19 protein-coding genes and 1 pseudogene are annotated in these 23,538 nt (G+C 57.6%); 16 read left to right on the top strand and 4 right to left on the bottom strand.

Translation table 11 applies throughout. The annotated features are described in order from the left end of the window. Window positions 1-35: 35 nt before the first annotated feature. Window positions 36-743 carry a GntR family transcriptional regulator gene (locus tag GSQ91_RS15215; RefSeq protein ID WP_158822614.1) on the bottom strand — a complete coding sequence of 236 codons (708 nt, stop codon included), beginning with the start codon at window positions 741-743 and terminating at the stop codon, window positions 36-38. Between the two features lie 185 nt (window positions 744-928). Here GSQ91_RS15215 and GSQ91_RS15220 point away from each other — a divergent pair, with 185 nt between their 5' ends. From GSQ91_RS15220 to GSQ91_RS15250, 7 genes and pseudogenes are all read left to right on the top strand, one after another. After that, on the top strand, window positions 929-1,816 hold the full coding sequence (locus GSQ91_RS15220) for a fumarylacetoacetate hydrolase family protein (RefSeq protein ID WP_158822615.1): 888 nt from the start codon (window positions 929-931) through the stop codon (window positions 1,814-1,816). Between the two features lie 27 nt (window positions 1,817-1,843). Continuing rightward, window positions 1,844-3,277 (top strand): APC family permease, encoded by a 1,434-nt coding sequence (locus GSQ91_RS15225; protein ID WP_158822616.1) that lies wholly within the window; start codon window positions 1,844-1,846, stop codon window positions 3,275-3,277. 33 nt (window positions 3,278-3,310) lie between these two features. Further along, window positions 3,311-4,591 carry an amidohydrolase family protein gene (locus tag GSQ91_RS15230; RefSeq protein ID WP_158822617.1) on the top strand — a complete coding sequence of 427 codons (1,281 nt, stop codon included), beginning with the start codon at window positions 3,311-3,313 and terminating at the stop codon, window positions 4,589-4,591. Between the two features lie 249 nt (window positions 4,592-4,840). Then, window positions 4,841-5,146: a PadR family transcriptional regulator gene (locus GSQ91_RS15235; protein WP_158822618.1), complete on the top strand. Its 306-nt coding sequence runs from the start codon at window positions 4,841-4,843 to the stop codon at window positions 5,144-5,146. Continuing rightward, window positions 5,146-5,844, top strand: coding sequence for a hypothetical protein (locus GSQ91_RS15240; RefSeq protein ID WP_158822619.1), 699 nt, complete (start codon window positions 5,146-5,148; stop codon window positions 5,842-5,844). Before GSQ91_RS15235 ends, GSQ91_RS15240 begins: the two co-directional genes overlap by 1 nt. Before the next feature lie 86 nt (window positions 5,845-5,930). Next, window positions 5,931-6,285 (top strand): annotated as a pseudogene (locus GSQ91_RS15245) (Tn3 family transposase); the annotation flags it as partial. Between the two features lie 194 nt (window positions 6,286-6,479). Beyond that, window positions 6,480-8,048, top strand: a complete 1,569-nt coding sequence (locus tag GSQ91_RS15250) for an RICIN domain-containing protein (protein WP_158822620.1) — start codon at window positions 6,480-6,482, stop codon at window positions 8,046-8,048. Window positions 8,049-8,189: 141 nt separating this feature from the next. On the opposite strand, the gene GSQ91_RS15255 is transcribed toward GSQ91_RS15250, so the two are convergent. Both GSQ91_RS15255 and GSQ91_RS15260 read right to left on the bottom strand, forming a co-directional pair. Then, entirely contained in the window at window positions 8,190-9,635 is a 1,446-nt protein-coding gene (locus tag GSQ91_RS15255) for a sigma-54 dependent transcriptional regulator (RefSeq protein ID WP_158822621.1), read from the bottom strand. Then, window positions 9,628-12,762 carry an ATP-binding protein gene (locus GSQ91_RS15260; RefSeq protein WP_158822622.1) on the bottom strand — a complete coding sequence of 1,045 codons (3,135 nt, stop codon included), beginning with the start codon at window positions 12,760-12,762 and terminating at the stop codon, window positions 9,628-9,630. Before GSQ91_RS15260 ends, GSQ91_RS15255 begins: the two co-directional genes overlap by 8 nt. 324 nt (window positions 12,763-13,086) lie before the next feature. Here GSQ91_RS15260 and GSQ91_RS15265 point away from each other — a divergent pair, with 324 nt between their 5' ends. Further along, entirely contained in the window at window positions 13,087-14,112 is a 1,026-nt protein-coding gene (locus GSQ91_RS15265) for an alpha/beta fold hydrolase (RefSeq protein ID WP_158822623.1), read from the top strand. Here GSQ91_RS15265 and GSQ91_RS15270 read toward each other — a convergent pair. After that, window positions 14,037-14,729, bottom strand: a complete 693-nt coding sequence (locus GSQ91_RS15270) for an alpha/beta hydrolase (protein WP_158822624.1) — start codon at window positions 14,727-14,729, stop codon at window positions 14,037-14,039. The two genes, GSQ91_RS15265 and GSQ91_RS15270, sit on opposite strands and share 76 nt — an antisense overlap. Window positions 14,730-14,957: 228 nt before the next feature. Here GSQ91_RS15270 and GSQ91_RS15275 point away from each other — a divergent pair, with 228 nt between their 5' ends. The 8 genes from GSQ91_RS15275 (at window position 14,958) to GSQ91_RS15310 (ending at window position 23,503) form a co-directional block, all read left to right on the top strand. Beyond that, window positions 14,958-15,992, top strand: a complete 1,035-nt coding sequence (locus tag GSQ91_RS15275) for a M20/M25/M40 family metallo-hydrolase (RefSeq protein ID WP_158822625.1) — start codon at window positions 14,958-14,960, stop codon at window positions 15,990-15,992. Between the two features lie 44 nt (window positions 15,993-16,036). Next, window positions 16,037-16,297, top strand: a complete 261-nt coding sequence (locus GSQ91_RS15280) for a DUF4160 domain-containing protein (RefSeq protein WP_158822626.1) — start codon at window positions 16,037-16,039, stop codon at window positions 16,295-16,297. Next, entirely contained in the window at window positions 16,284-16,727 is a 444-nt protein-coding gene (locus GSQ91_RS15285) for a DUF2442 domain-containing protein (RefSeq protein ID WP_158822627.1), read from the top strand. The genes GSQ91_RS15280 and GSQ91_RS15285 overlap by 14 nt, the downstream gene beginning before the upstream one ends. A 95-nt stretch (window positions 16,728-16,822) precedes the next feature. After that, window positions 16,823-20,353 carry a DNA polymerase III subunit alpha gene (gene dnaE / locus GSQ91_RS15290; RefSeq protein ID WP_158822628.1) on the top strand — a complete coding sequence of 1,177 codons (3,531 nt, stop codon included), beginning with the start codon at window positions 16,823-16,825 and terminating at the stop codon, window positions 20,351-20,353. Next, window positions 20,353-21,039: a cupin domain-containing protein gene (locus GSQ91_RS15295; RefSeq protein WP_158822629.1), complete on the top strand. Its 687-nt coding sequence runs from the start codon at window positions 20,353-20,355 to the stop codon at window positions 21,037-21,039. The genes dnaE and GSQ91_RS15295 overlap by 1 nt, the downstream gene beginning before the upstream one ends. Window positions 21,040-21,082: 43 nt before the next feature. Next, the gene (locus GSQ91_RS15300; RefSeq protein ID WP_158822630.1) at window positions 21,083-21,520 is read left to right on the top strand and encodes a DoxX family membrane protein; all 438 of its coding nucleotides are present in this window, start codon (window positions 21,083-21,085) and stop codon (window positions 21,518-21,520) included. Between the two features lie 42 nt (window positions 21,521-21,562). Next, entirely contained in the window at window positions 21,563-22,411 is an 849-nt protein-coding gene (locus GSQ91_RS15305) for an acetyl-CoA carboxylase carboxyltransferase subunit alpha (RefSeq protein ID WP_158822631.1), read from the top strand. A 30-nt stretch (window positions 22,412-22,441) separates the two neighbouring features. Next, window positions 22,442-23,503 (top strand): CPBP family intramembrane glutamic endopeptidase, encoded by a 1,062-nt coding sequence (locus GSQ91_RS15310; RefSeq protein ID WP_158822632.1) that lies wholly within the window; start codon window positions 22,442-22,444, stop codon window positions 23,501-23,503. Window positions 23,504-23,538 lie beyond the last annotated feature (35 nt).

Below are 23,538 nucleotides of genomic sequence, written 5' to 3' on the forward strand. Positions count from 1 at the left end.
TGCTGATCTCCGCTGCACCGATCCCGAGGCAGTGTCTATGCTGCCGAGTCCTGTACGTCCTCCAATAGTTTTTTCCCCTCCACCACCGCATTCAGCAAAATACGTGACGTAGCCTCCAGATGGGTTGTGAGCAGCTGCACCGCGAGTGCCGCATCGCGCGCAAGTGTCGCGGCTACGATGGCCCGGTGTTCCTCGTTTACGTTGCGTCCTGTGATCGCGAACGGTACAGATAGCCGCCGGTAGCGTTCGCTCTGCGCGTAGAGAAGAGTGTGCAGATGAAGCAGCCAATGGCTATCGCACCCCTGCACGAGAGCGAGATGAAACGCGGCATGTGCTTCAGCCCAGTCTTCGTTGGAGCGCGCAGGATCATCGGGAACTCGTTCGGGCGTCCGCTCCAGCCGGTGTGCTGCTGCGACCAGTTGAGTCTCCCAGTCCACATCGCCGTAGGAGATGGCGCGCGTGAGACAGAGGCTGTCGACCTCAATGCGCACCATCGTCAGATCCACGAGATCAGACGCCGAGATGGGGGCTGCACGAAAGCCCCGCTGTGGTTCGGCTACCACCAGGCCTTCGGAAGTAAGGCGTGACAAAGCCTCGCGAATGGCTCCCAGGCTCACTGAAAACCGCTCGCAGAGCTCGTTGATCTTCAACTTTTTCCCTGGCAGAATGCGGCAAGCGAGCAGATCGGCGCGCAAGCCCTCATAGGCTCCCTGGGTCATGTTCGCGGACAACCCTTTGCTCATCAGTGCTTTTCCAATCCCAAGCTGCCCAGCTTTCAAATACTCACCCTGCTAGGATACCCGCAATGCCTATAAAATATATTATCCGTTGACAAATATAAATTACTAAGCGATGTTGGAGGGAGCGGGGACATCGACGCCAACTCGATCACCTCCACCCCGCTGCCAAACAAAGAAAGGCGACACTCATGAGATTTGCTGCATTCAGCAGCGGAGAACAGGAAGGGCTGGCAGTTGCAGCTCCGAATGGAGACTTCCACGGCTTGTTGAGCGGAGACCCAGGTTTCCCAGGATCTCTGGATATTCTTGTCCGGAAGGGCAGCCACGCTCTCGATGAGGCAGCGGCTGTACTGGAGAAGGGACCTGTCGTCGATCTCGATCGGGTTACGCTAAACCCGCCACTGTCGGCTCCTGGAAAGATCATCTGCGTAGGACTTAACTACGTCGATCATTCGATTGAGAGCGGCTTCGTCGTTCCGGACTATCCCACCATCTTCACGCGTTTTACGTCCAGCCTGATCGGAGCCGGTGCATCGATCATTCGTCCCACCGTCTCGACCCAGCTGGATTATGAAGGGGAGATGGTTGCCGTCATCGGCGTTGGCGGACGACACATTGCCGAGCAGGATGCGCTGAACCATGTCATTGGCTATTCCATCTTCAACGATGCCTCCGTTCGCGACTTTCAGAAAAAATCTCCGCAATGGACCATCGGAAAGAATTTCGACGATACCGGCGCGTTCGGCCCGTATCTGGTAACAGCCGATGAGCTTTCGCCCGGCGCGAAAGGATTGAGCCTCCAGACTCGCCTCAACGGTGTCGTCGTCCAGAATGGCTCGACGGATGACATGGTGTTCAGCGTGGCGCGGCTGATCTCGATTCTGAGCGAGGCGATCACACTCTCTCCCGGTGACATCCTTGTGACAGGCACCCCGTCCGGTGTTGGCGCAGCGAGAAAACCACCGCTGTTCATGAAGCATGGCGACGTGTGCGAGGTTGAGATCGAAGGAATCGGCATACTGCGCAATAAAATCGAAGACGAATGGTCCCCCCGCAGCGAAGCCAGCGCTGCATAAACGCCAACCACCTAGTCAAGGGGCACTATGTCGGTTAGTGAAACGGTATCTACCCTACAAGTCGGTGACGAGACGCGGCTCAGGCGCAATACTCTTTCCCTGAGCCACATCGTGGCAACCACCCTTGCCGGCATCGCGCCTGCGATGAGCTTCTTCTTCGGCTTTGCGGTGATCGTGCAAGGAGCCGGACTTGCAGCGCCGCTGACTATCCTTACCGCTATGGTGGGGATTCTGTTTCTAACCAACACCATCGCGCAGTTCTCCCAATTCATCCCCTCCGCGGGATCGTTCGTCACCTTTACCGGGAAGGCGTTTGGTCCTTCGATTGGCGCTGCTGTCTCGGTGTTCGTCATATTCGGCTATATCGTAGCCGCATCGACGATCGTCTCCGTTGCCGGCGTCTGGATCTCCGAGACGCTGAGGCTCTTTCTTCACCTATCGGTCAACTGGGCCATTCTTACCGTGTCTCTATCGGCTGCAACGGGTTGGTTGGTCATGCGGGGCATTGGTCTCTCAACGCGCTGGTCCGGCATTTTTTTCTACTTCGAGGCTGGCCTTCTGGTCTTGGGGAGCGTGCTTATGATGGTTGCCCATCCCCACTCCCTGACCTTCGCGCCCTTCAGGCTTTCAAGCCTGACCGGAGGTCTCGCGGGTCTTGGAGCGGGATTCCCGCTGGCCATCTATCTCTTCATCGGTTGGGAGAACTCTGCCTCCCTCGCGGAAGAGACGGAGAACCCACGTCGCAACATTCCGCGGGCCTTGGTTACCGGTACATTGTCGATCGGCCTGTTTTATATCTTCCTCGCCTATGCAACAGCGGTCGGATTCAAAATGGATGCGCATGCCCTTGGCGCCTCGCAACTGCCCTTTATTGATGGGCTAAAAACGTCCGCGCCGGCCTTGCTGGCAGTGGCCTATCTCGCTGGTGTCACCAGTATTCTGGGTTCACTGATTGGCCTTGTGAACTCCCAGGCGCGTATTCTTTTCAACTCCGGCCGCGAAGGCCTGCTGCCAGAGTTTCTTGGCAAGATTCATCCGCGGCATCAGACGCCACATAGTGCGATGTGGGTGTTCCTCATCCTCGCTGTTGCTCTTATTCTCGGCTTTGGCTTATTGGGCGGAGTCGCACCCATGGAATATTTCGGCTTCGCCGGCACGCTCGGCATGATCCCGGTCATCCTCACCTACATGCTCACCAACCTCGCGCTTCCGGTCTACATCGTGCGGTATCGCCGGAGCGAACTCAATGTTGTTCGCCATATCGTTATGCCGATCGTCGGTACGCTGGTCATGTTGTTTCCGCTCTGGGGCTTTGTCCAGCCCGGCCAGGCGTGGCCTTTCAATGTCTTGCCCTGGATCGTATTGGGAGTTCTCGCGCTCTCCCTCATCTATGGCCTGGTGATCGCACGGCTATCACCGGGCCTCGCACATCGTATCGGCGCTTATGTCGCAGATCAGTAACGTCAATCATCACAGTCGCAGGAGGTACATAGTATGAATCGAGTTCTTTTTCGCGGTGCCAGTGTATGGGATGGGAGCGGCGCTCCCGCATTTCTGGCAGACGTCCTTGTTGAAGGTTCCAGGATCAAGACCATCGCCCGCGCGCCTGAGCGGCTTGCCACAGATGGCGCTACCGTGATCGAAGCTCGCGGCAGAACGCTGATGCCAGGCCTCGTCGAAGGCCATGCGCACATCTCATTCGGCGGCGCTGTGAATGATTCCGATCTGGGGAACATCCCGCCGGAAGAGCATATGCTGCTGACGGCACGGAATGCGAAGACCCTGCTGGACCATGGCTTTACCAGCGCCTATAGCGCGGCTACCTCAAAGCTGCGGCTTGATGTCGTCATCCGCAATGCCGTCAATGCGGGAGAGTTTCCTGGCCCACGCATCCGCGCGGGAAGCCCGGAGATCACCGTCACCGGAGGCTTAGGCGACGAACGCAAAGCGCATATGTACTACGAAAGCTTTGGCATGATCGCCGACGGCGTCGAAGACATCAAGAAGGTCGTTCGCCTGTGTTGTCGTGAGGGAGTAGACAACATCAAGGTGAACATCTCAGGGGACGATCTCAGTCCAGCAGCGCATGGCGGCCTTACCGTGATGCGCGAAGACGAGATACAAATGGCCGTCGATGTGGCACGCGACTTCGGCAAGAAGGTGAACTGCCATGCGCGGTCGGCGGAATCCGTGAAGCGTGCCGTTCGCTGCGGCGTGGACGTGATCTATCACTGCGAGTCGGCGGACAAGGAAGCGATCGACCTGTTGGAGTCTGCGAAGGATAGGATCTTCGTGGGACCGGCGATAGGGATTATCTACAGCACGCTCTATGAGGGCGAGAAGTTCGGCTTCCACCGCGACTCCGAAGTTGGCCGGCAGATGCAGCGCGTAATCGACACCACGGCGGAAGTTTATACGGAACTCCGCAAGCGGGGAGTGCGCATTCTCATCGGAGGCGACTATGGATTCGCGCAGTCACCGCAGGGCGACAATGCGCGAGACCTCAAGCATTTCGTCGATCTGCTCGGCTTCTCCCCCAACGAAGCTCTGCAGTGCGGCACGCGCATCGGTGGGCAGGTAATGGGCCTGGGCAAAGAGCTCGGTGAGGTGAAGGAAGGCTATATCGCCGATCTGCTTCTGCTCGATGGCGACCCGCTAAAGGATATCGATCTTGTGGTGCATACAAAAAACCTCCACGTGATCATGAAGGAAGGATCACTCTACAAGAACGACTCCGCTACAGCCGTCCTCGAGCATACGGTGGCAACCTCATAGCAGAAGAGCCGGTGGCCTTACCAAAAGCTTTGACCAATACGGATGCCCTCTCAGGAGTCTGGCGCATAGACAGACTTCTGAAGGGGCATCTTTTTTGCAGCAGCTTACAGTGCTAGCCATAGAGTGTTTGTGAGGTGGTCCTAGGGGGCACCACAACAAACGTCAAAAATCGTACGCTAACCCTTCGGTTGAACTGAGCACATCCCCGACAGTTGACAGCTGTAAGTCTACATATGTAGAGTTACAGTTATGAAGATACGCAAGTCACCACAGACGTTGATCGTCTTGAGTGGTTTTCTGGAAGATCCTCGGGGCTGGAAATACGGCTACGACATCAGCCGGAACACCGGATTGAAGTCCGGCACCTTATATCCCATCCTGATGCGATTGGCGGACCATGGACTATTGCAAACGAGCTGGGAGATGGCAGAGACTGGCAAACCTCCTCGTCATCTCTACAAGCTCACAGAAGACGGTTTGCGCTATGCGCAAGAGCAGATAATTTCTCAGGGTGCTCCTGGGCGTGATCTGGGGTACAACGAGGTAATAGCCTAATGACCATTCTTCGACGGCTGGCTGTGAACACGCTAAGAACTGTGGTCTGGCTATCTTCACCCGCTACGCAGAGCTGGGCGAAGGCAATGCTAGCCGAACTGGATTCCATTAGCAGTGAGTGGAAAGCGTTCTTTTGGGCAATCGGAAGTGTACGAGTGCTCTTTGTACGCCAGACGATTCGACCTGCAAGTCTTTCCGATATTCCTGCTGCGGCAAAGGTGCTTGCCGACAGAATGAATCAGAGAACTCGGTTAGGCTGCGTAATGGTTGTGGGGATGGCGCTCTTCTTCGGGAGGTTTTTCCTACATGCACCAAATGCTCTGCAGCAAACAGGGTGCGCTCTGCTCGTTGTCGCTATGCTCTACATGCTGTTTCAGCTTGTGACCGGGAGGCCGAAGCACATCGCACCGAATGCGGACCTGGCCGCTCAAACCAACCTTTACAGGTCCGAGCTAAAGCGCGAGCGTGACTTTCATCGCGGTCGTTCATTCTGGTCACGTCTAGCCGTCGTAATGCCTGGCTTTATCCTACTTTGCATCGGTGGCATGGTTGCTGACCCATCCGCAATTCGCAGCCAGACCATTCAGCTAGCGCTCTTTTTCTTCTTCGCCCTGCTCGCAATACCGAATAATTTGCGCTTTGCGAAACGGTATGCACATCAACTGCAGGAGCTAGAACACCTGGAACTGAAAGGCTAGCCACAGGAATACATCCCGGGTGTTGCGCAAACGATCATTTACGCAATGATCTCAGGGCAGGCTCAAAGCCCAACATTTCGAGTTGCAGGCGTGTCCAGGTTGGCCTCAACAAGGGCGAGGCGAGGGATGCGCTTGCCCGCGCGGTTTTCTTTAATCGCCAAGGCGACCTGCGCGACCGCAGCTTCGAGAACCAGCGCTATCGGGCGAGTGGACTCAATCTAATGGTCGCTGCCATCATCCTCTGGAACACGGTCTATCTGGAACGCGCTATTGCAGCCCTGAAAGGCCATGGGATTGCCATCGACGAGGCCCTGGCCCATCTCTCACCCATCGGCTGGGAGCACGTCCAACCTGATCGGTGACTACACCTGGCAGGCTACAGGACGGCTCAGGAAAGGTGCCTTCAGACCGTTGCGACCCTTTGCAGCCTCCAACGAGTGATCCGATTTCCTTAGCGTACGATTTTTGACGTTTGGTGTAGTGACCCCTCCTACAGCAATACAGTACACATGCCCTATTGTCAGTGGCGAAATCGCGGCGTTAACTTGTCAGGTCAAAGTAGGCGCTCCCAGTAATGCATCCTGAATTCTTTTGAGGGCTGCGAGCGCTTCGGACATTTTGAACCCGGAGAGACGATGCCGACCATGGGACACAACGCTTGTACCAGCTTCTTAAAAACCTTGTTTGCTGTAATCCTCTTCAGTCTGCTTCCAATGAAGCTGGCGCATGCTCAGGCTGCAACAGGAACTTTCCTTCCGAACAGCACTTTGTATCCTCGATTGGTGCGATTGGCGCATGGCTCTCCCGCTGTGAACGGTGAGATTGTGGCTAGCACCAACGGAAATATCTTCCTGAGTACGAACGGGGGAAGTAGTTTCAATTTCCTGGGAACTGTGCCCACGCAGAGCGGTAGCACGGAACGATGCTGCGGAACTCTATATGAGGTGCCGCAAACCGTGGGAAGCCTGCAGGCAGGAACGCTGCTGTATGCAGCCTCTTATTTTGCGGGCTCAACACCGGCAATTGAGGTGTACACCAGCACCGACCAGGGAAATAGCTGGGCCTATTCCTCTATGCCTGTTGAAGGCGGTGACTCTTCCCATGGATTGTGGGAGCCGCAGTTCGAGATTGCGGATGATGGTGCCCTGGCGATGTTCTGGTCCGACGAAACAGATAGCTGCTGCAGTCAGAAGCTGGCCCAGATTCGTACGTATAACGGTACCTCGTGGCAAGATCAAACAAACACAGTTGCAAGCACCGTATCGTCCGACCGGCCAGGAATGGCAGTTGTGACGAAGCTGCCAAGTGGCACCTACTTTATGAGCTATGAACTATGCGGCCCGGCGGCATGCACGGTCTTCTATCGAACTTCGACAGATGGCTGGAACTTTGGGACAGCTTCAAACACAGGAACGAAGGTCCAGACAGCTTCAGGCCAGTACTTCGAACACGCGCCCACAAATGCATGGAGCCCATCCGTCATTTCAAGCAATGGGGCACTCCTGCTGGTGGGCCAGGTAATGTTTGAGTCAACTGGCGCCCAGTCTGCTGAAAATGGCCAGGTACTGTTTGCAAATCTCAGCAGTGATGGCTCGGGCCCCTGGTATACGATTGCTGCGCCGGTCCAGGTTCCTAACGCTTACGACAACTATTGCCCGAACTACTCCTCAGCTCTTCTGCCGGCTACCGACGGATCAAGCATCCTCGAGTTGGCAAGCGCCTACAACAGCAGCAACCAGTGCGTAAGTTATTTCGGTAGCGAAGCCTGGAATCAACAGCCGGTTGACGGTTCTACTCATTCCTTTGTGAACCAGCAGGCAGGCTTATGCCTCGATGACTATGGATGGGGCACGACAAACAACACATCGGCTGACCTCTGGACATGCACAGGTTCAACCATCCAGAACTGGGTTGTGCATGCCCAAGGTAACGGCTACTTCAGCATTCAGAACCAGTACACAGGTTTGTGCGTGGACGATACGGGTGGCAGTACTACGCCCGGCAATCTGGTCAGCTTGTGGGGTTGCGTGGGGAACAATAATCAAAGCTGGTTATTCATGGATCTCGGAGACGGCCAGTACAAGCTCCAGAACAGCGCAGGCGGTTTGCCCCTGGACGACACAGGCGGCTCGTCCACTCCAGGAACACAGTTAGAGATATGGACTGATAATGGATTGGCACCACAGCATTGGGTATTGAACTAGAGCAGAATCCCTATTCCTATCCCCTCGGAAAGAGCTTAGAAGTGGCACTTTCCGAGGGGAAAAGTGCCCATCAAATGATCGTCACTGGGTACATCTATAGGGATTCCGCTCTAGCGGTGCGTCATCGAGTGCAGCCCACCATTAATCCCGGACGCGCTTCTTGACCTCTACATTGAGTCGCTTGATCTTCTGGTTCAACGTCGAGAGTGGAATGCGGAAGTACTCCGCTGCCTCGGTCTGGTTCCAGTTACAGCGCTCAAGACGGTCGGCAATAATGCGACGCTCGATCTCTTCCATCACATCGAACAGCGATGTGTCGGGCTTCTGTTCCAGCAGGCTCGTCGAGTAGCTTGTGCCGCGGAGTTGTGCGGGCAACAGCTCTGGCGTGATCTCTGTGCTGCTCGAGAGCACGACCCCACGCTCCATTGCGTTCTCTAGTTCGCGCACATTGCCGGGCCATTCGTAGTCCATCATCACGCGCAGAGCTTCAGGCGAAAGCACGCGTGCAGGGAAGCCGTTCTCTTCCGCATAGAACTTCAGGTAGTGCACCGCGAGCAAAGGGATGTCTTCTTTCCGAGCGCGAAGTGGCGGTAGGTCAAGACAGATGACGTTCAAGCGATAGAAGAGGTCTTCGCGGAAACGGCCTTCCTTTACCGCGTTCTGCAGGTTCACGTTCGTGGCAGCGACGATGCGAACGTCCACCTGTATCTCATGCGTTCCGCCCAGATGCATGAAGCGGCGGTCCTGGAGCACACGCAGCAGTTTGGCCTGCATGTCCATGCTCATCGTGCCGATCTCGTCGAGGAAGAGCGTTCCACCATCGGCGACTTCGAAGAGGCCCTTCTTCGCGGCGACCGCGGAGGTGAAGGCTCCACGCTCATGGCCGAACAACGTGGACTCCAACAGGTCCGATGGCACAGAACCTGTGTTGACCGGAATAAAAGCGTGATCGCGGCGTGGCGAATTCGCATGAATGGCCTTCGCGATAAGCTCTTTGCCCGTACCGCTCTCGCCTTGGATTAGCACAGTAGAACGGCTGGGGGCCACCTGCGCCACCATGTCGAAGAGTCGCAGCATGACATCACTTTTGCCGACAATGTTCTGGAAGGAGTAGCGCTGCTTCAGCGTGCGCTTGAGTTGTACTACCTCCTGCTCGGCAACGTTGCGGCCGATCGCAGCACGAATGTCGGCCAGCAGCTTCTCATTGTCCCAGGGCTTCTGGACGAAGTTGGAAGCTCCAGCACGGATGGCGTCAACGACATTGCCCACCGTGCCGTAGGCCGTAATCATGATGACCGGGAGCTCTGGCACCAGGGACTTGATGCGTGGCAGCAGGTCGATGCCACTATCGCCGGGCAAGGCAAGGTCTAATAGCAACAGGTCATACGCGTGGCGCGCCAGAAGATCGAGTCCCGAAGGACCGTCTGGGGCGAGTTCGACCGTAAAACCTTCCAGCGTCAGAAGGGTCTCCAGCGAGTCGCGAATACCCGCTTCGTCATCGATGATGAGAATCCGCTGACTGCGCGCACCACCTCCTGCATAAGTAGACTCAGGTGCGATTCGTTCTGGTACAGCGGCATTAGACATGTACTATTTTTCCTTCCAGACCGGCGGTGGTCCCATTGGGGCGCGGACCCTCGTTATCGATGGCGGGAAACAACAACTTGAAGACCGTACCTTCGCCAACCGTGCTGACTGCTTCAATCGTTCCGCCATGCTCCTGCACAATGCCATAGGTCACTGCGAGTCCAAGTCCTGTGCCTTTGCGCTGGCCTTCCTTGGGATTGTTCTTGGTGGTGAAGAACGGATCGTAGATCTTGCGCAATACCTCAGGAGGCATCCCCGGGCCGTCGTCCTCAAAGAGGACTTCTATTCCATCAGACGTTCGCGCGGTAGAAATCTTGATGCGGCCCGCGCCTTTGTCCTGCAGGGCATCCTTCGCGTTCATGATCATGTTGACGGCGACCTGCTGCAGCTTACCCAGATTGCCGGAGATGGCCGGCAGCTGCGGGTCGAGGTTCATCTCGACGACAACGCGGCTTGAGCGCAACTGGTGCTCAAGCAGTAGCGACGTATCGCGCAGCATGGCATTGAGATCGACACGCGCGAAGTCCACGGTCCCCATGCGTGCGAAGTTCAATAGACCATTCACGATCTCGGAGGCACGGAAGGTCTGTTGCGTAATCTTCTCCAGCACCGGCTGTAAGCGAGCATGGTTGGCTTCGTCGCCGCGAAGCTGCTTGCCGAGCATCTGGGTGTAGCTGGAGATAACCGCCAAGGGCGTATTCACTTCGTGCGCGACACCCGCCGCCAGCAGGCCAATGGAGGACAACTTCTCCGACTGCGTGAGCTGCTTCTCCATGTTGATGGAGTCGGTGATGTCATCGATGATGATGATGCGGCCTACGGCATGGAAGTCGCGATTGAGCAGTGGAGCGATCGTAATGTTCGCTGTGCGGGACTCGCCGGTTGGTGTTGGAAGCCGAAACTTGTAGAGCGTACAGACGCCCTGCTCGGCCCGCAGACGATCGAACTCCTGCAGGAACTCGGCAGGGAAGACATCGTTCAGCGGCCGGCGCAACGCATCGGCCCGTGGCGTTGCGTACATCACTTCCATCTGCGCGTTCCAGCTCTCGATCCGGTCCTCCAGATCGACGGCAAACACACCGATGTTGATGGATTCGACGATGTTCTCGTTGAAGTCGCGCAGGCGTTCAAAGTCAAAGATCTTCTGTTCCAGCCGCCGGTAGAGCTGCGCGTTCTGAATCGCGATACCGATGTAGCCGGCCAGCGATTCGAGCAGTTCAACATCCTCGCTGGAAAGAAAATCACCTTCGCCCGTACGCCCCAGGCCAAGCACTGCGATGGTGCTGAGTCCGCTGCCTTCGTGCCTCGCGGCCCGACAGGGAACGTAGTAATTGAGATCGAGCGTCGCTGCGGTCTGGCGTTGTGTCTCGGGCAGCCGGAGTACCGCCTGCGGGCTCTCAAAGAAGATGTGACTGTCCGCGTCACGACGATCGAAGTCAAGAAACTCCAGGTCGAACTGGCCGCTGGCGCCACGGATTGCGGTCGACAGACCGTGCGAGGCAATCAGCTTGAAGTTCGTACGTATTCCCGGCAGATCGTCGTCGGCCAGGAATACGGCGACTCTCGTCAGCAGTAGTGTCTGCGGCAGACGCTCGACGATGGACCCTACGAGCGTACCGAGATCTGTCTGGGCGTTCAATTCGCGGCCAAACGCAACCAGTGTCTCGCGGTAATCAAGACGCTTCTGGTCGAAGATGCGGTCGACATGCCCCTGGATGGCCCGCTTGAGTGGATCGAAGATCAACGCTGCGATGATGATGGCAGCCACGAGACCCCATTCCCGAAGGCTCTGCGGGATACGATCGGCTGCCATGGCGGACGCCATCTTCGCCGTAATGCCCACGACCCCGAAGTAAAGGCCTACCAGCGCGGCGGTCGCCAGCGTATAGGTGACGCCGCGCTTGAAGATCAGGTCAACGTCCATCAAGCGATACCGCACGATCGCCCAGCTGAACGTCAGCGGCAGCAGGATGATCGACAGCATCGCGACCTTCGCGAGCGCGCTGGGAACATTCGCATTCCACAGGAACGGAATCACGTAGAAGGCGGTGAAGGGAACCACCATCATCAAGGTTCCACGGGAGAGCCACTTCAGCTGCTGCCGCGACAGTGGCTGCTGTTCACGCCGATAGCGTATCCAGAAAACGAAGGCCGCAATGATGTAATAGGCGGCAAGGTAGCCGTAATCGATCTGGTCGAGACGATGCTGTAATTGCTCGGTCGCCGACCACCTGTAAAAGGACAGGTAGCGCAACACCAACAACGCTGCACCCGGCAGATAGAGCAGCGCATAGAAAAGCCGCCACTTTCTTCGCCGTGAACCCTCCCCCGTAAAACTGACTGCGAAATGCAGGAATAGCGCTGGCTGCAGCGCCGTGGCCAGATACTTCGTCCACAAAATCACATGGTCCAGGCCATCAAAAACGCCGCTGTACTGGAAGGCGTAAAGGATGAATGAGACCAGGCAGAAGACATAAAAATGAGTGGACTTCGGAGCTGTCCAGCGCCGGAACAGAACGTAAAGACCAATAGCGAGATACACCAGCGCGATAAACCGTAGAACATAACCGTCGATTTGATCGGTTGGTTCTAGGGTGAAGGTCAAAGCAATCGTTTGGATCACCGGCCTGCCGTCTTTGCTCGTCTTTCTCAGCAGAGAGTAGGTCGCATTTCTCCAGACGCCTATGTGCTCGATCTCTCGCTCATAGGGGGCAAGCCTGGGGGTAGGCACGTCGGCTTCGGTAGGAAGAACATCGCCGCCGCGAAAGCTGCCAAGTTTGGGGGTAGGAAGGTCAGTCCCGCTAGTAGCAGTGATGTCCTCACCATGACGAAAGCTGGTGCCAAATCTTGGTAGAGGAAGATTGGTTCCTGGGGCGTTGGTGGGGACATCGTCACCACGAATGGAGACAAGCATATCTCCCTTGCGGATACCAGCACGGTCTCCCGGTGTGCCGGTCGGAACAATGTATGCCCGCAAACCGCCGTCTGTCTCTGTCCAGTGAACCCCATCTGTGGGCGGATCGTAGCTGCGCCACTGCATCAGATTGGCAACTGACAGCCCAATCGCGGCGAGCGTAACCACCGCGAGCAGTATGGCCAACAGACGAGTTTGGGACCCACTTTTCACACGGACACTCTTAACCGACAACGAACATCAATTTCTTTATAGCAACCAAGGGGCCAAATGCCTTTTTGTTGCAATGGCGAATACTTACGAGGTTTTTGAATAACGATATTCGTGGATTCATAAGCAAATACGGTTTTCGGTAGCCTAAGTTCCACTTCTTCTTCTATTTTGCCGTATTTTGTCGTCTTTATTTTGCAGAATCCGATGTGATTCTGCACCTCCCAAAACCGCTTGACCCCAACTCCGCTCTCCTGCTGCATCGGAAGGGTGAATATATGTACTTGGCGACTGAATTAATTTCACGTATTCTTAACATAACGAGCGATGGAAATTTACATTCGCCGTCTGCGCAGAAACAAAGTACGGCCAACGCCGAAGTGCTGGTTCCCGTCGCAGTTCAATCCAAAGATCGTAAGCCGCATGCTGGAACGCCGCCATCTACATCTGGACGGCCTACGTCTTTCGTACCTCGAACAGGGTGCAGCGACGGAGGGGACGCAGACCTTTGTCCTCTTGCATGGGCTTATGGGGTCGGCCGAAACCTTCCAGCCATTGCTCGCCGAAATGCCGCGTGACTGGCACGTTATCGCGCTCGATATGCCCGGCTCCGGGCTCTCCGAACGCCGCGACGACCTTGCTGCCAGCATGCCTGCAACAGCCGCCTTCATCGAAAGATTTCTCGATGCGCTCGACCTCAAGAAGCCCTGCCTGGTAGGACATTCACACGGTGGAGCCGTCGCGCTGCGCCTCGCACGCACGTCTCCTAATCGGGTTCAGTCGCTGGTCCTTCTCGGCCCGGCGCATCCGTACTTCGAAGACGCCAACCCATTGATTCGGTTTTATCTCACGCTTCCGGGCAAACTCTTTGCCTACACCATGCCCTGGTTCCCAGAGTGGTTCCAGATGATGGGCCTGCGCCGCATGGCGGGACCGCAGAGCTGGGATACTCCCGAGCGCCTGAAGCCCTATCGCGAAAACCTGCGCACCCGCGGCACCATGTCGCATCTACTGCGCCTCCTCGGTACGTGGCAGGAAGATATGGCAGACCTTCGCCGTTTGCTGCACAAGCCGGTCAAGCAACCCACGCTTATTCTTTGGGGGGACTGCGACCGGGCTGTTCCGGTGGGCACAGCTTCAAAGCTCCGTGAGCACTTGCGGCAGTCGGAGCTGCATGTCATGCCGGGAGTCGGACATCGTCCCGCCGAAGAGCAGCCCGAGCTTACCGCAGGCTTGATTGCCGCCTGGATGTCGCGGACCGAAACACCGGCCCCGCACTACAAGCCAAACTCCTCCGCGAGCCAGAGCCGGATTCCGGCGTTCATGGTGCCCAGCTTGGAAGCTGGCGACTGAGCAGTCCCCGCAAAGAAGTGGTCCGCCCCCTCTACCCAAATCACACGCTTAGGTTCCTGCGCCGAGGCTAATACCGATTCCAGCACGTCTTTAGGGCCGTATTCATCGTGGTCGCCGCTGATGAAGAGCTTCGGCGCGGCGCCGCACGCGGGTAAAAAACCATAGCTATAATCACGCCCTTCCGCTCTTACCGGAAGCCCCAGGCCTACCAGCCCGTGAACACGCGCATCCCCGCAGCAGGCGCGAAAGCCGACGTTCGACCCAAAAGAAAAACCCGCAAACAGTATGGGTAGCCGATATCTATCGACCATCCAGTCGAGCGCTGCGCGCACATCGTCGACTTCACCACGCCCCTCGTCATGCACCCCTTCGCTGAGGCCAGTCCCACGAAAGTTGAACCGCAGCACAGGCAAACCGAAGCTGGAGAACGCCTTTGCGGCGTGGTAAACAACTTTGTTGTGCATCGTACCGCCGCCCAGTGGATGCGGATGAGCCACGACTGCGGCATACAGCGCGTTCTCGCTACCTGTGTTGAGGATGGCTTCAAGCCGACCTGCTGGTCCGCGCAGGTCTTCGACAGCTTTCACATGGGATTGGAACGGAACGGCTTCAGACATACGACTAGTTTATCGGGCGTCCACGCAAACACGAACGAAGAACAAGCAACCGCAAAATCCTTAACGCAGAGGGCGCAGAGGTTTCGCGGAGGCCGCCACGGAATCCTCTGAGTCCTTTGCGTTTTCCTCCGCGCCCTCTGCGTTAGAAAAAGGTGCTGGCAGCAGCATTGCAGCCCATCCCCGCCGCATTCACTTTCATTTACGCCGCCTCGGGTATTCTGAACTCGCATGGCAATCGATCCTATCCAACTTACGCGGCAACTCGTCGACATCGAATCGACCACCTATTATGAGTCTCCGGCGGGCGAATTCCTCGCCGATTTCCTGGCGAAGCCGGGCTACGCAGTTGAACGCCAACCCGTTCCCCAGCCCGACCCTGCAAAAACTCCCGGGGGTGGCAATGGCCCGCGTTTCAACGTCTACGCCGTTGAGCAGGGAATTACCCCGGATATCGTGCTTTCGACCCACATGGACACCGTCCCGCCATTCCTCGGCCCCTGCCGTGAGGACGCCGACTTTCTCTATGGCCGTGGCACCTGTGATGCTAAGGGAATCATCGCCGCGCAGGTTGCCGCTGCCGAGAAGCTCCGTGCCGCGGGTGTCCGCGTGGGTCTACTCTTCGTCGTCGGCGAAGAGCGCGACTCAGCCGGCGCGAAGATCGCCAACGAGAATCCGCGCGGTTCGCGCTTCCTCATCAACGGCGAGCCCACTGACAACCGTCTCGCCGTTGCGTCCAAGGGCTGCCTGCGCGTCGAGCTCTATGCTCACGGCAAGATGGCGCACTCCGCCTACCCGGAGCTCGGCGATTCCGCCATCGACAAGCTGCTTGCGGCGCTGCACGACATTCAGGCGCTTCCGCTGCCCGTGATCGAGGGCATTGGTGACTCGACGATGAATGTCGGCATTATCAAAGGCGGCGTAGCTCCCAACGTCATTGCCGACAAAGCCGAAGCGCACCTGCTGATCCGTCTTGTCGGTCCAGCGGAAGAGACTCAGGCTGCAATCCTCAAGGCTGCTGCTGGCCGCTGCGAGGTGAACTTCTCACTGAAGCTGCCGTTCATCCAGATGCGTACCCTCGAAGGCTTCGAGACAATGGTCGCGAAGTTCACCACTGACATCCCCTCGTTGACCAACTGGGGTGAGCCGTTCCTGTTGGGGCCGGGAAGCATCCATGTCGCGCATACGCCGGACGAGAAGATCAGCAAGAAAGAGCTATTGGAATGCGTGGATCTTTATGTCCAGCTTGCGAAACGCCTTGTCTAGCTAAAGTACGGCAATACCCAAGCTGCTTAGGTTAGGATATATTCATGGGTTCCACCAAGTTTGGCGGTGTCCTCTTCGTGGCATATCCAAACGACCATCTGCCACGCCACGTGCATGGATTTACGGGTGGGATTGAGGTAATCGTAGACTTGTTGCTCGATGGGAATGCGGCATTGGCGGAGCGTGCAGACGCGGTTCGCCCGCCAAATGCTAAGCGCTCGGATGTGAAAAAGATATTGTCCGCAGCAGCAGCATACTTTGACGAGTTGGTGGAACTCTGGGAGAAGAATCATGACAACGCATAGGGTAGTTACCACGGACACTCAAATCGATCAGGCGATCTCGCGCGCGAAAGCGTTGGCGAATGAACCGCGAGTAATCAGTGTGGTTTATCGGCCAGGGCCAGGACTCGATCTGTTGATACTGCAGATGAGTGACGGGCATCGCTGCGTTCTCCCGCGCGAAGACCTGCAAGGATTGCAGGGAGCGACACGACAGCAGCTTTCGCAGATTGAGATTCTCGGTAATGGCACGGGGCTGCATTGGTCGGCTCTCGATGTAGACCTCTATGTTCCCGCACTTCTGCAAGGCATCTATGGAACCCGAAAGTGGATGGCAGAAATTGGGGCCAAAGGGGGCGCCGCAACTAGCATCGCAAAGAGGAGGTCTTCACGCGCGAACGGTCGCAAGGGAGGCCGTCCGAAACATCAAGAATCTTCCGCTATTGCTGCTTGAAACTTGCTGTCATAACGAAGCTCGATAACCTCTTGAAAGAATTGGCTACCTTTTCCTCAGTTAGCTGGGCATTGACTAAGCAGTAAACTAGCCCTATGGCCGCTGAGTTTACGCACCTCCACCTTCATACCGATTACTCCCTCCTCGATGGAGCCTGCGACGTCGACAAGCTGGCCAAACACCTCACTAAGATCGGCCAAACGTCGGCTGCCATGACCGACCACGGCAACATCTATGGCGCGGTTCACTTCTTCGACGCGATGAAGAAGAAGAACCTCAAGCCTATCCTCGGCTGTGAACTCTACGTCTGCAAAGAAGAGGACCATCGCCGCGAGTTCGCCGATCCCAATTCCAAGTACAACCACCTGCTGATCCTGGCGGAAAACGAAGCTGGCTACCGCAACCTCGTCCGCTTGACCAGTGAAGCCGCGCTGCATGGCTTCTACAAGAAGCCGCGCGTCAGCAAAAACTTCCTCGCCAAACATACGGAAGGCCTTATCGGCTTCTCCGGCTGCCTCGCCGGCGAGGTCAGCCAGCACCTGATGGAAGGGGACTACGAGAAGGCCAAGAAGGCCGCCGGCGACTACGAGACGATGTTCGGTCGCGGCAACTTCTTCCTTGAGATCCAGGACCACGGTCTCGAACCCGACAAGGCTGTCACCGAGGCCATGTTCCGTCTCGAAAAAGACCTCGACATCCCACTCATTGCGACCAACGACTCGCACTACATCGAGGACCAGGACTCGCGCGCCCACGAGGTGCTGCTCTGCGTGCAGACCGCTGGATCCATGAACGATCCCAAGCGGTTCAAGTTCGACACGCAGGAGTTCTACATCAAGTCGGCCGACGAGATGCACCGTCTCTTCGCGCACGCTCCTGAGGTTTGCACCCGGACGATGCAGTTTCCGGAACGCTGCCAGCTTGAGCTCAAGGCCGTTAAGAACCCGTTCCCGAAGTTCGACGTTCCTGAAGGCGAAGATCTTGACAGCTACTTCGAGCAGGTCTGCCGCGCCGGCTGGCGCCATCGTCGTGATACGGCCATCAAGCACCTTGAAAACACCGGCAAGCTGCGCAAGACATTGGCCGAGTATGAAGAGCGCCTGAATCGCGAGATTGACTGCATCAAGCAGATGAAGTTTCCCGGCTACTTCATGATCGTCTGGGACTTTATCCGTTATGCCAAGCAGCAGGGCATCCCTGTAGGCCCTGGCCGTGGTTCCGCTGCAGGGTCGCTGGTCGCTTACGTGATGGAGATCACCGACATCGACCCTCTGCAGAACGATCTGCTCTTCGAGCGCTTCCTTAATCCCGAACGCATCTCCATGCCTGACGTCGATATCGACTTCTGCATGAATCGCCGCGGCGAGGTCATCAAGTACGTACGTGAGAAGTACGGCGAAGGCCAGGTCGCGCAGATCATCACGTTCAACACGATGGCGGCGAAGGCCGCCATCAAGGACGTCGGTCGCGCACTCGACATGCCCTACGGCGAAGTCGATCGCATCGCCAAGCTGATCCCCGCCACCATCGGCATCACCATCGAGCAGGCGCTGAAGGACTCGCCTCCTCTGGCACAGGCCTATGAAGATCCCAAGATCAAGGAGTTGATCGACACCGCCCTGCGCCTCGAAGGCCTCGTGCGCGGAGCGGGCGTTCACGCTGCCGGTGTTGTGATCGCGCCCCAGCCGCTCACCGAACTCGTCCCCGTTACGCGCACCAAGGACGACGCCATCGTCACCAGCTACGACATGAAGGCCGTCGAGAAAATGGGCCTGCTGAAGATGGACTTCCTCGGCCTGACGACGCTCACCGTCATCGACGACGCGCTCAAGCTGATCAAATCCAACCGCGGCGTCGATGTCGATATGGCGACCATAGCGCTGGACGACGTCGAGACCTACGAGAAGGTCTTCCATCGCGCACTCACCAGCGGCGTCTTCCAGTTTGAATCGGGCGGCATGCGCGACGTTCTGCGCCGCTACAAGCCCACCACGGTCGAAGATCTCACCGCGCTCAACGCCCTCTATCGTCCCGGCCCTATCCAGGGCGGCATGATTGACGACTTCATCGAACGCAAGTGGGGCCGCCGCGCAGTTGAGTACCTTCTGCCGGAGCTTGAGCCTCTGCTGCGCGAGACGCTGGGCGTCATCGTGTATCAGGAGCAGGTCATGCAGATCTCCAGCGTCATCGCCGGCTACTCGCTGGGCGGCGCCGATCTGCTGCGCCGCGCCATGGGTAAGAAGAACGCCGAGGAGATGGCCAAGCAGCGCGACTTATTCATGGCCGGCGCTGCTCAGCGCAAGTTCCCCAAGGATCGTGCCGGTCAGCTCTTCGACCTGATGGAGCAGTTCGCAGGCTACGGCTTCAACAAGTCGCACTCCGCGGCCTACGCCTTGCTCGCGTATCACACGGCCTGGCTCAAGACTCACTATCCGGTTGAGTTCATGGCTGCGCTGTTGACCTCGGAAACCTCTAAGCCGGAGAACGTAGTCAAGTACATCGGCGAGTGCCGCGAGATCAACATCCCGGTCGTTCCGCCTGACGTGCAGATCTCCGCCGCTAACTTCACTCCTGCAGGCGACAGCATCCGCTTCGGCCTCGCCGCGATCAAGAACGTCGGCCACAACGCCATCGATTCGATCATCAAGGCTCGCGAAGAGCTGCAGGCGGCAGGGAATCAGGGCTTCGCGTCGTTGTGGGAGTTCTGCGCCAAGGTCGACCTGCGCCTGATGAACAAGCGTGTTCTGGAGTCGCTATGCAAAGCGGGAGCGCTGGACACCTTTGGCCCTCGTGCCCGGGTCTACGCCGCGATCGACAAAGCCATGGAGCGCGCGCAGAAGTCGCAGCGTGATGCTGCTGCCGGACAGTCCGGTCTCTTCGGCATGTTCGACGACCCCGGCCCCGCCTCCGCCGCTGGTGGCGAAGACGCGCTTCCGCCCGCACCCGACTGGGATGAGCACACTCGCCTGCAGAATGAGAAGGATGTACTCGGCTTCTTCGTCTCCGGTCACCCCATGGACAAGTACCGCGAGAAGCTCCGCAACATGAAGGTCGTCGACACCGCGACCGCTTGCGAGATGAAGCCTGAACCCCAAGTCTTCCGCCGCGGACAGGCGGAGCAGGGAAACGAGATACAGATTGCCGGCGTCATTACCGGGCTGAAGGTCGCAAAGTCCAAACGCTCTGGCGAGATGTATGCGCAGGCCTTCCTAGAAGACACTGTCGGCAAGATCGACCTCATCGCTTTCCCGCAGAGCTACGAGAAGCTCGCAGAAAAACTCCGCATCGACGTCCCGGTCCTCGTCCGCGGCTCGCTGCGCGGCGAAGAGGACTCTGCGCCGAAGCTAGCCATCTCCAGCATCCAGGCGCTTGAAGACGTCAAGATCAAGCTCCCGGATGCTCTTCGCATCCGGATTCCTCTGCACAGCCACGATGAGACTCTGTTGGACAAGCTCCACACGCTCTTTCTTAGTTCTCCGGGCAACGGAAAGCTGTTGCTCAACCTGGAAGAGCCCGGCCAGTTCTGTGCTGTGCTCGAACCGGGTGGTTTCCATGTCGCCGCTGACGTGGCCTTTATTGAAGGCGTCGAAGCGCTCGTCGGCCGCGGCGCGGTACAGGTAATCTGATGAAGATGAAGATACTGACGTCCCTCACAGCGTGTCTGGTCGTCAGTAGTGGGTTCGCGCAGACTCAGTCCCTGCCGCCAAACTACAAGACGACCTTTGAGAATCCCGACATCATCGTGATGCACGTGCACTACGCACCGCACGAGTTCGTGCCGATGCATGACCACTCTGCCTATCCGACGGTATATGTGTATCTGAACGACTCCGGAGTAGTCGATCTTAAGCACGAGGGGGCAGATGGTTTCACGGCTCATCGTCCGCCCACGCACACGGGAGCCTTTCGCATTAGCCCTGGCATGGCGGAGCGCCATAGTGTCACCAACCAGGGCGATGTCCCCTCCGACTTTCTGCGCATCGAGCTGAAACGCATTCCATCGGACGATCTCAAAGAGGTCTTTCGCAGCGAAGCTCCAGCTCAACCCTCAACACCCGGCACTAAAGCCGAGTTTCAGGACGCTGCTCTGAAGATCGAGCGGACACAGTGTCCTGCGACCGCGCCTTGCACGATACCGGCCTCCAGCCAGCGCTCGCTGCTGGTCTCCATTGGAACGACCAAGGTCCAGACTCCCGGGAACGAACACACCCTTGCTTCGGGAGACACGATCTGGCTGCCTGCCAATGAGAATGGCTCAGTGCAGCTGAGTGCAGGAGCACAGTGCCTGCGTGTGATCCTGCAATATCCGTAGAAGTTGTAGTATCCCGGATCAGTAATTCATCGTCCAACCATTCATGAACGATCCGGCTGTAACTCGCGAACAACATCAGGCATACGTCCTCTTCCGTCTTCTCACGGGCCTGGATTTCTTCGGCCACGGGTTTGCGCGAATCTTCACCGGTTCGCACCTCCCGGGCTTCGCACAGGGCATGGTCAAAAACATGGCCTCGACCCCGCTGCCGGCCTCGCTCACTCTCGCCACTGGCTATGTTGTTCCATGTGTTGAACTGGTCATCGGAGTCTTGCTTCTGCTGGGCCTCTTCACCCGCTTGGCTCTTACACTCGCTTTTCTGCTCATGTTCGTGTTGTTGTTCGGGATCACCCTCAAGCAGGACTGGAATGTGGCGACGCAACAACTGATGTACGGCCTCGTGCTTTTCATCCTGCTCTTTGCTCGAGAGCGCTACGATCTTTCCTGGCCTGCGCTTCTCAGTCGCCGGAACAGCTCCTAGTTCTAACGGCGCGCCATCGCATACAATCGATAAGGTACAAAGATGGCCGAAAATATTCAGCAGAAGTCTGTCAGTACATCCACACCACCGCCCGAGGCCTGGATCAAGACCGAGCTCGCGCGGCACCCACAGCGTCCTTATCCCATGGACTATATCGAAGCGCTCTTCACCGATTTCAGTGAGATCCACGGCGACCGGCAGTTCGCCGACGACGCCGCGATGACTGCGGGCATGGCCCGCTTCCACGGCGAACCTGTGCTGGTGGTCGGCAATCTCAAGGGCCGAACCCTCAAAGAGCGCACCGCTCGCAAATTCGGCATGCCCGACCCTGAGGGATACCGTAAGGCCTTGCGCGCCATGAAGATAGCGGAAAAGTTTGGTCACCCCGTCTTCACCTTCATCGATCTTGCCGGCGCCTATCCTGGTCTCAGCGCCGAGGAGCGCGGACAGGGCGAAGCCATCGCGCGCAACATCCGCGAGATGTCCCGCCTTCGGGTCCCCACCATCGCCACGATCACCGGCGAAGGAGGCTCCGGCGGAGCTCTGGCTCTGGCCGTCGCCGACCGCGTGTTGATGCTGGAAAACGCGATCTACAGTGTCATCACGCCGGAGAGCTGTGCCGCCATCACCTGGAAAGATTCCAGCAAGAAACAGCTGGCCGCTGAAGCTCTCCGATACACCGCCGATAGCGTCCAACGGCTAGGCTGCGTGGATGATGTGATCCGTGAGCCTGAAGGTGGCACCCAGAACGATCCGGCCTATGCGATGGAACTGGTCAATGAACGGTTGGAGCGGCATCTCGCCGACCTGAAACGTCTTTCGATCGACGATCTACTCGCTGCACGGTACACAAAGTTCCGCAATATCGCGCAGTTTTACACGACCGCCTGAACGCGGCCGTTCAGAAGGAGCCCGTCTCTGTTGCAGTCCACCCAACCTCAGCGTCCGCTTCCGCGCTCCATGCAATTCGTTCTCTTCATTACAGGACTGCTCTGGCTCCTGGCCTCGCACTCGGTCGCGGAACATTCTGCGCAGGGAATTGCGAATCGCCTGAACCTCCCTTCGATTGAATCGCTTCTGAGCGAAGTTTTTTGCCTGTTTCTGCTGCTGGTTGGGTTCACAACGCTGAGCTGGATCGCCACGCGAAGCGGAAACCTCCGCGAAGATAACGCTCTGCCGAAGCGAGCGACAGCTCTTCGCGAAGGTCAACTGGGCGTGGCGCTAGGCTGGGCCATGCTGCTCGTCGCTGTGCTTCCCATGGTGATCGCCGGCGAGCTGCATCCGCAGTTCTGGTTTGCCCCGAGAGCCTGGGGTCTTACGCTGCTTTCGCTCGCCGCTCTCGCCGCAGGTGCTCTCGTCCTGGAGGTCGCATTCCGTGGCTACCTCTATATCAAACTCATCGCCGCCATCGGGCCGGTGCTGGCAACGCTCCTGCTGTCTTTGATCTACGCCGTGCTTTCGAGCTTCCATCCCAACGCAACGGGCCTCAGCTTCTGCATCACCTTCCTCCTGGGCATTCTGTTCTCGCTCGCCTATCTCCGCACGCATGCCGTATGGCTGGGCTGGGGGCTGCACTTCGCCTGGAATGCAGCGACGGCCGTTCTTCTGGGGCTGCCTGTTGCCGGGCTGGCAACCTACACGAGTTTCGTAACCACGGACAGCAGCGGGCCGAACTGGCTGACCGGCGGAGCCTACGGCCCTGAAGGTGCCTTGTTCACCGTTGTCGTCCTGGCAGTTGGAATGGCCGTACTCTATCGCATGACCCGCGACTATGCCTGGGAGTACACGCATGCGCCCATTGTTCCCGCAGCCTATGCGGTAGTGGTCGCACCACCTGCAGCACACACCGCGATGGAAGAGGCTGCCGCAGCCAAGCCCGCTCCGCTGGTGCAGATACTCGGTGCAACCCCAACCAGCGCGTCTACCCTACCAGTCATCGACGAACACCTCAGGACCAGCACGAACTCTGACAAAACGGAGTAGTGCCGAAGCATTGGCTGAGGGTGAGTTTTTCAACG

This window comes from Granulicella sp. S156, assembly GCF_009766105.1.
Lineage (GTDB): Bacteria > Acidobacteriota > Terriglobia > Terriglobales > Acidobacteriaceae > Granulicella.

Coding starts and splice junctions, on each gene's coding strand:
- GSQ91_RS15305 (WP_158822631.1), top strand. CDS start 21,563: ATGGCCGAAAATATTCAGCAGAAGTCTGTCAGTACATCCACACCACCG.
- GSQ91_RS15250 (WP_158822620.1), top strand. CDS start 6,480: ATGCCGACCATGGGACACAACGCTTGTACCAGCTTCTTAAAAACCTTG.
- GSQ91_RS15225 (WP_158822616.1), top strand. CDS start 1,844: ATGTCGGTTAGTGAAACGGTATCTACCCTACAAGTCGGTGACGAGACG.
- GSQ91_RS15275 (WP_158822625.1), top strand. CDS start 14,958: ATGGCAATCGATCCTATCCAACTTACGCGGCAACTCGTCGACATCGAA.
- GSQ91_RS15220 (WP_158822615.1), top strand. CDS start 929: ATGAGATTTGCTGCATTCAGCAGCGGAGAACAGGAAGGGCTGGCAGTT.
- GSQ91_RS15285 (WP_158822627.1), top strand. CDS start 16,284: ATGACAACGCATAGGGTAGTTACCACGGACACTCAAATCGATCAGGCG.
- GSQ91_RS15215 (WP_158822614.1), bottom strand. CDS start 743: ATGAGCAAAGGGTTGTCCGCGAACATGACCCAGGGAGCCTATGAGGGC.
- GSQ91_RS15295 (WP_158822629.1), top strand. CDS start 20,353: ATGAAGATGAAGATACTGACGTCCCTCACAGCGTGTCTGGTCGTCAGT.
- GSQ91_RS15280 (WP_158822626.1), top strand. CDS start 16,037: ATGGGTTCCACCAAGTTTGGCGGTGTCCTCTTCGTGGCATATCCAAAC.
- GSQ91_RS15265 (WP_158822623.1), top strand. CDS start 13,087: ATGGAAATTTACATTCGCCGTCTGCGCAGAAACAAAGTACGGCCAACG.
- GSQ91_RS15230 (WP_158822617.1), top strand. CDS start 3,311: ATGAATCGAGTTCTTTTTCGCGGTGCCAGTGTATGGGATGGGAGCGGC.
- dnaE (WP_158822628.1), top strand. CDS start 16,823: ATGGCCGCTGAGTTTACGCACCTCCACCTTCATACCGATTACTCCCTC.
- GSQ91_RS15300 (WP_158822630.1), top strand. CDS start 21,083: ATGAACGATCCGGCTGTAACTCGCGAACAACATCAGGCATACGTCCTC.
- GSQ91_RS15235 (WP_158822618.1), top strand. CDS start 4,841: ATGAAGATACGCAAGTCACCACAGACGTTGATCGTCTTGAGTGGTTTT.
- GSQ91_RS15240 (WP_158822619.1), top strand. CDS start 5,146: ATGACCATTCTTCGACGGCTGGCTGTGAACACGCTAAGAACTGTGGTC.
- GSQ91_RS15255 (WP_158822621.1), bottom strand. CDS start 9,635: ATGTCTAATGCCGCTGTACCAGAACGAATCGCACCTGAGTCTACTTAT.
- GSQ91_RS15270 (WP_158822624.1), bottom strand. CDS start 14,729: ATGTCTGAAGCCGTTCCGTTCCAATCCCATGTGAAAGCTGTCGAAGAC.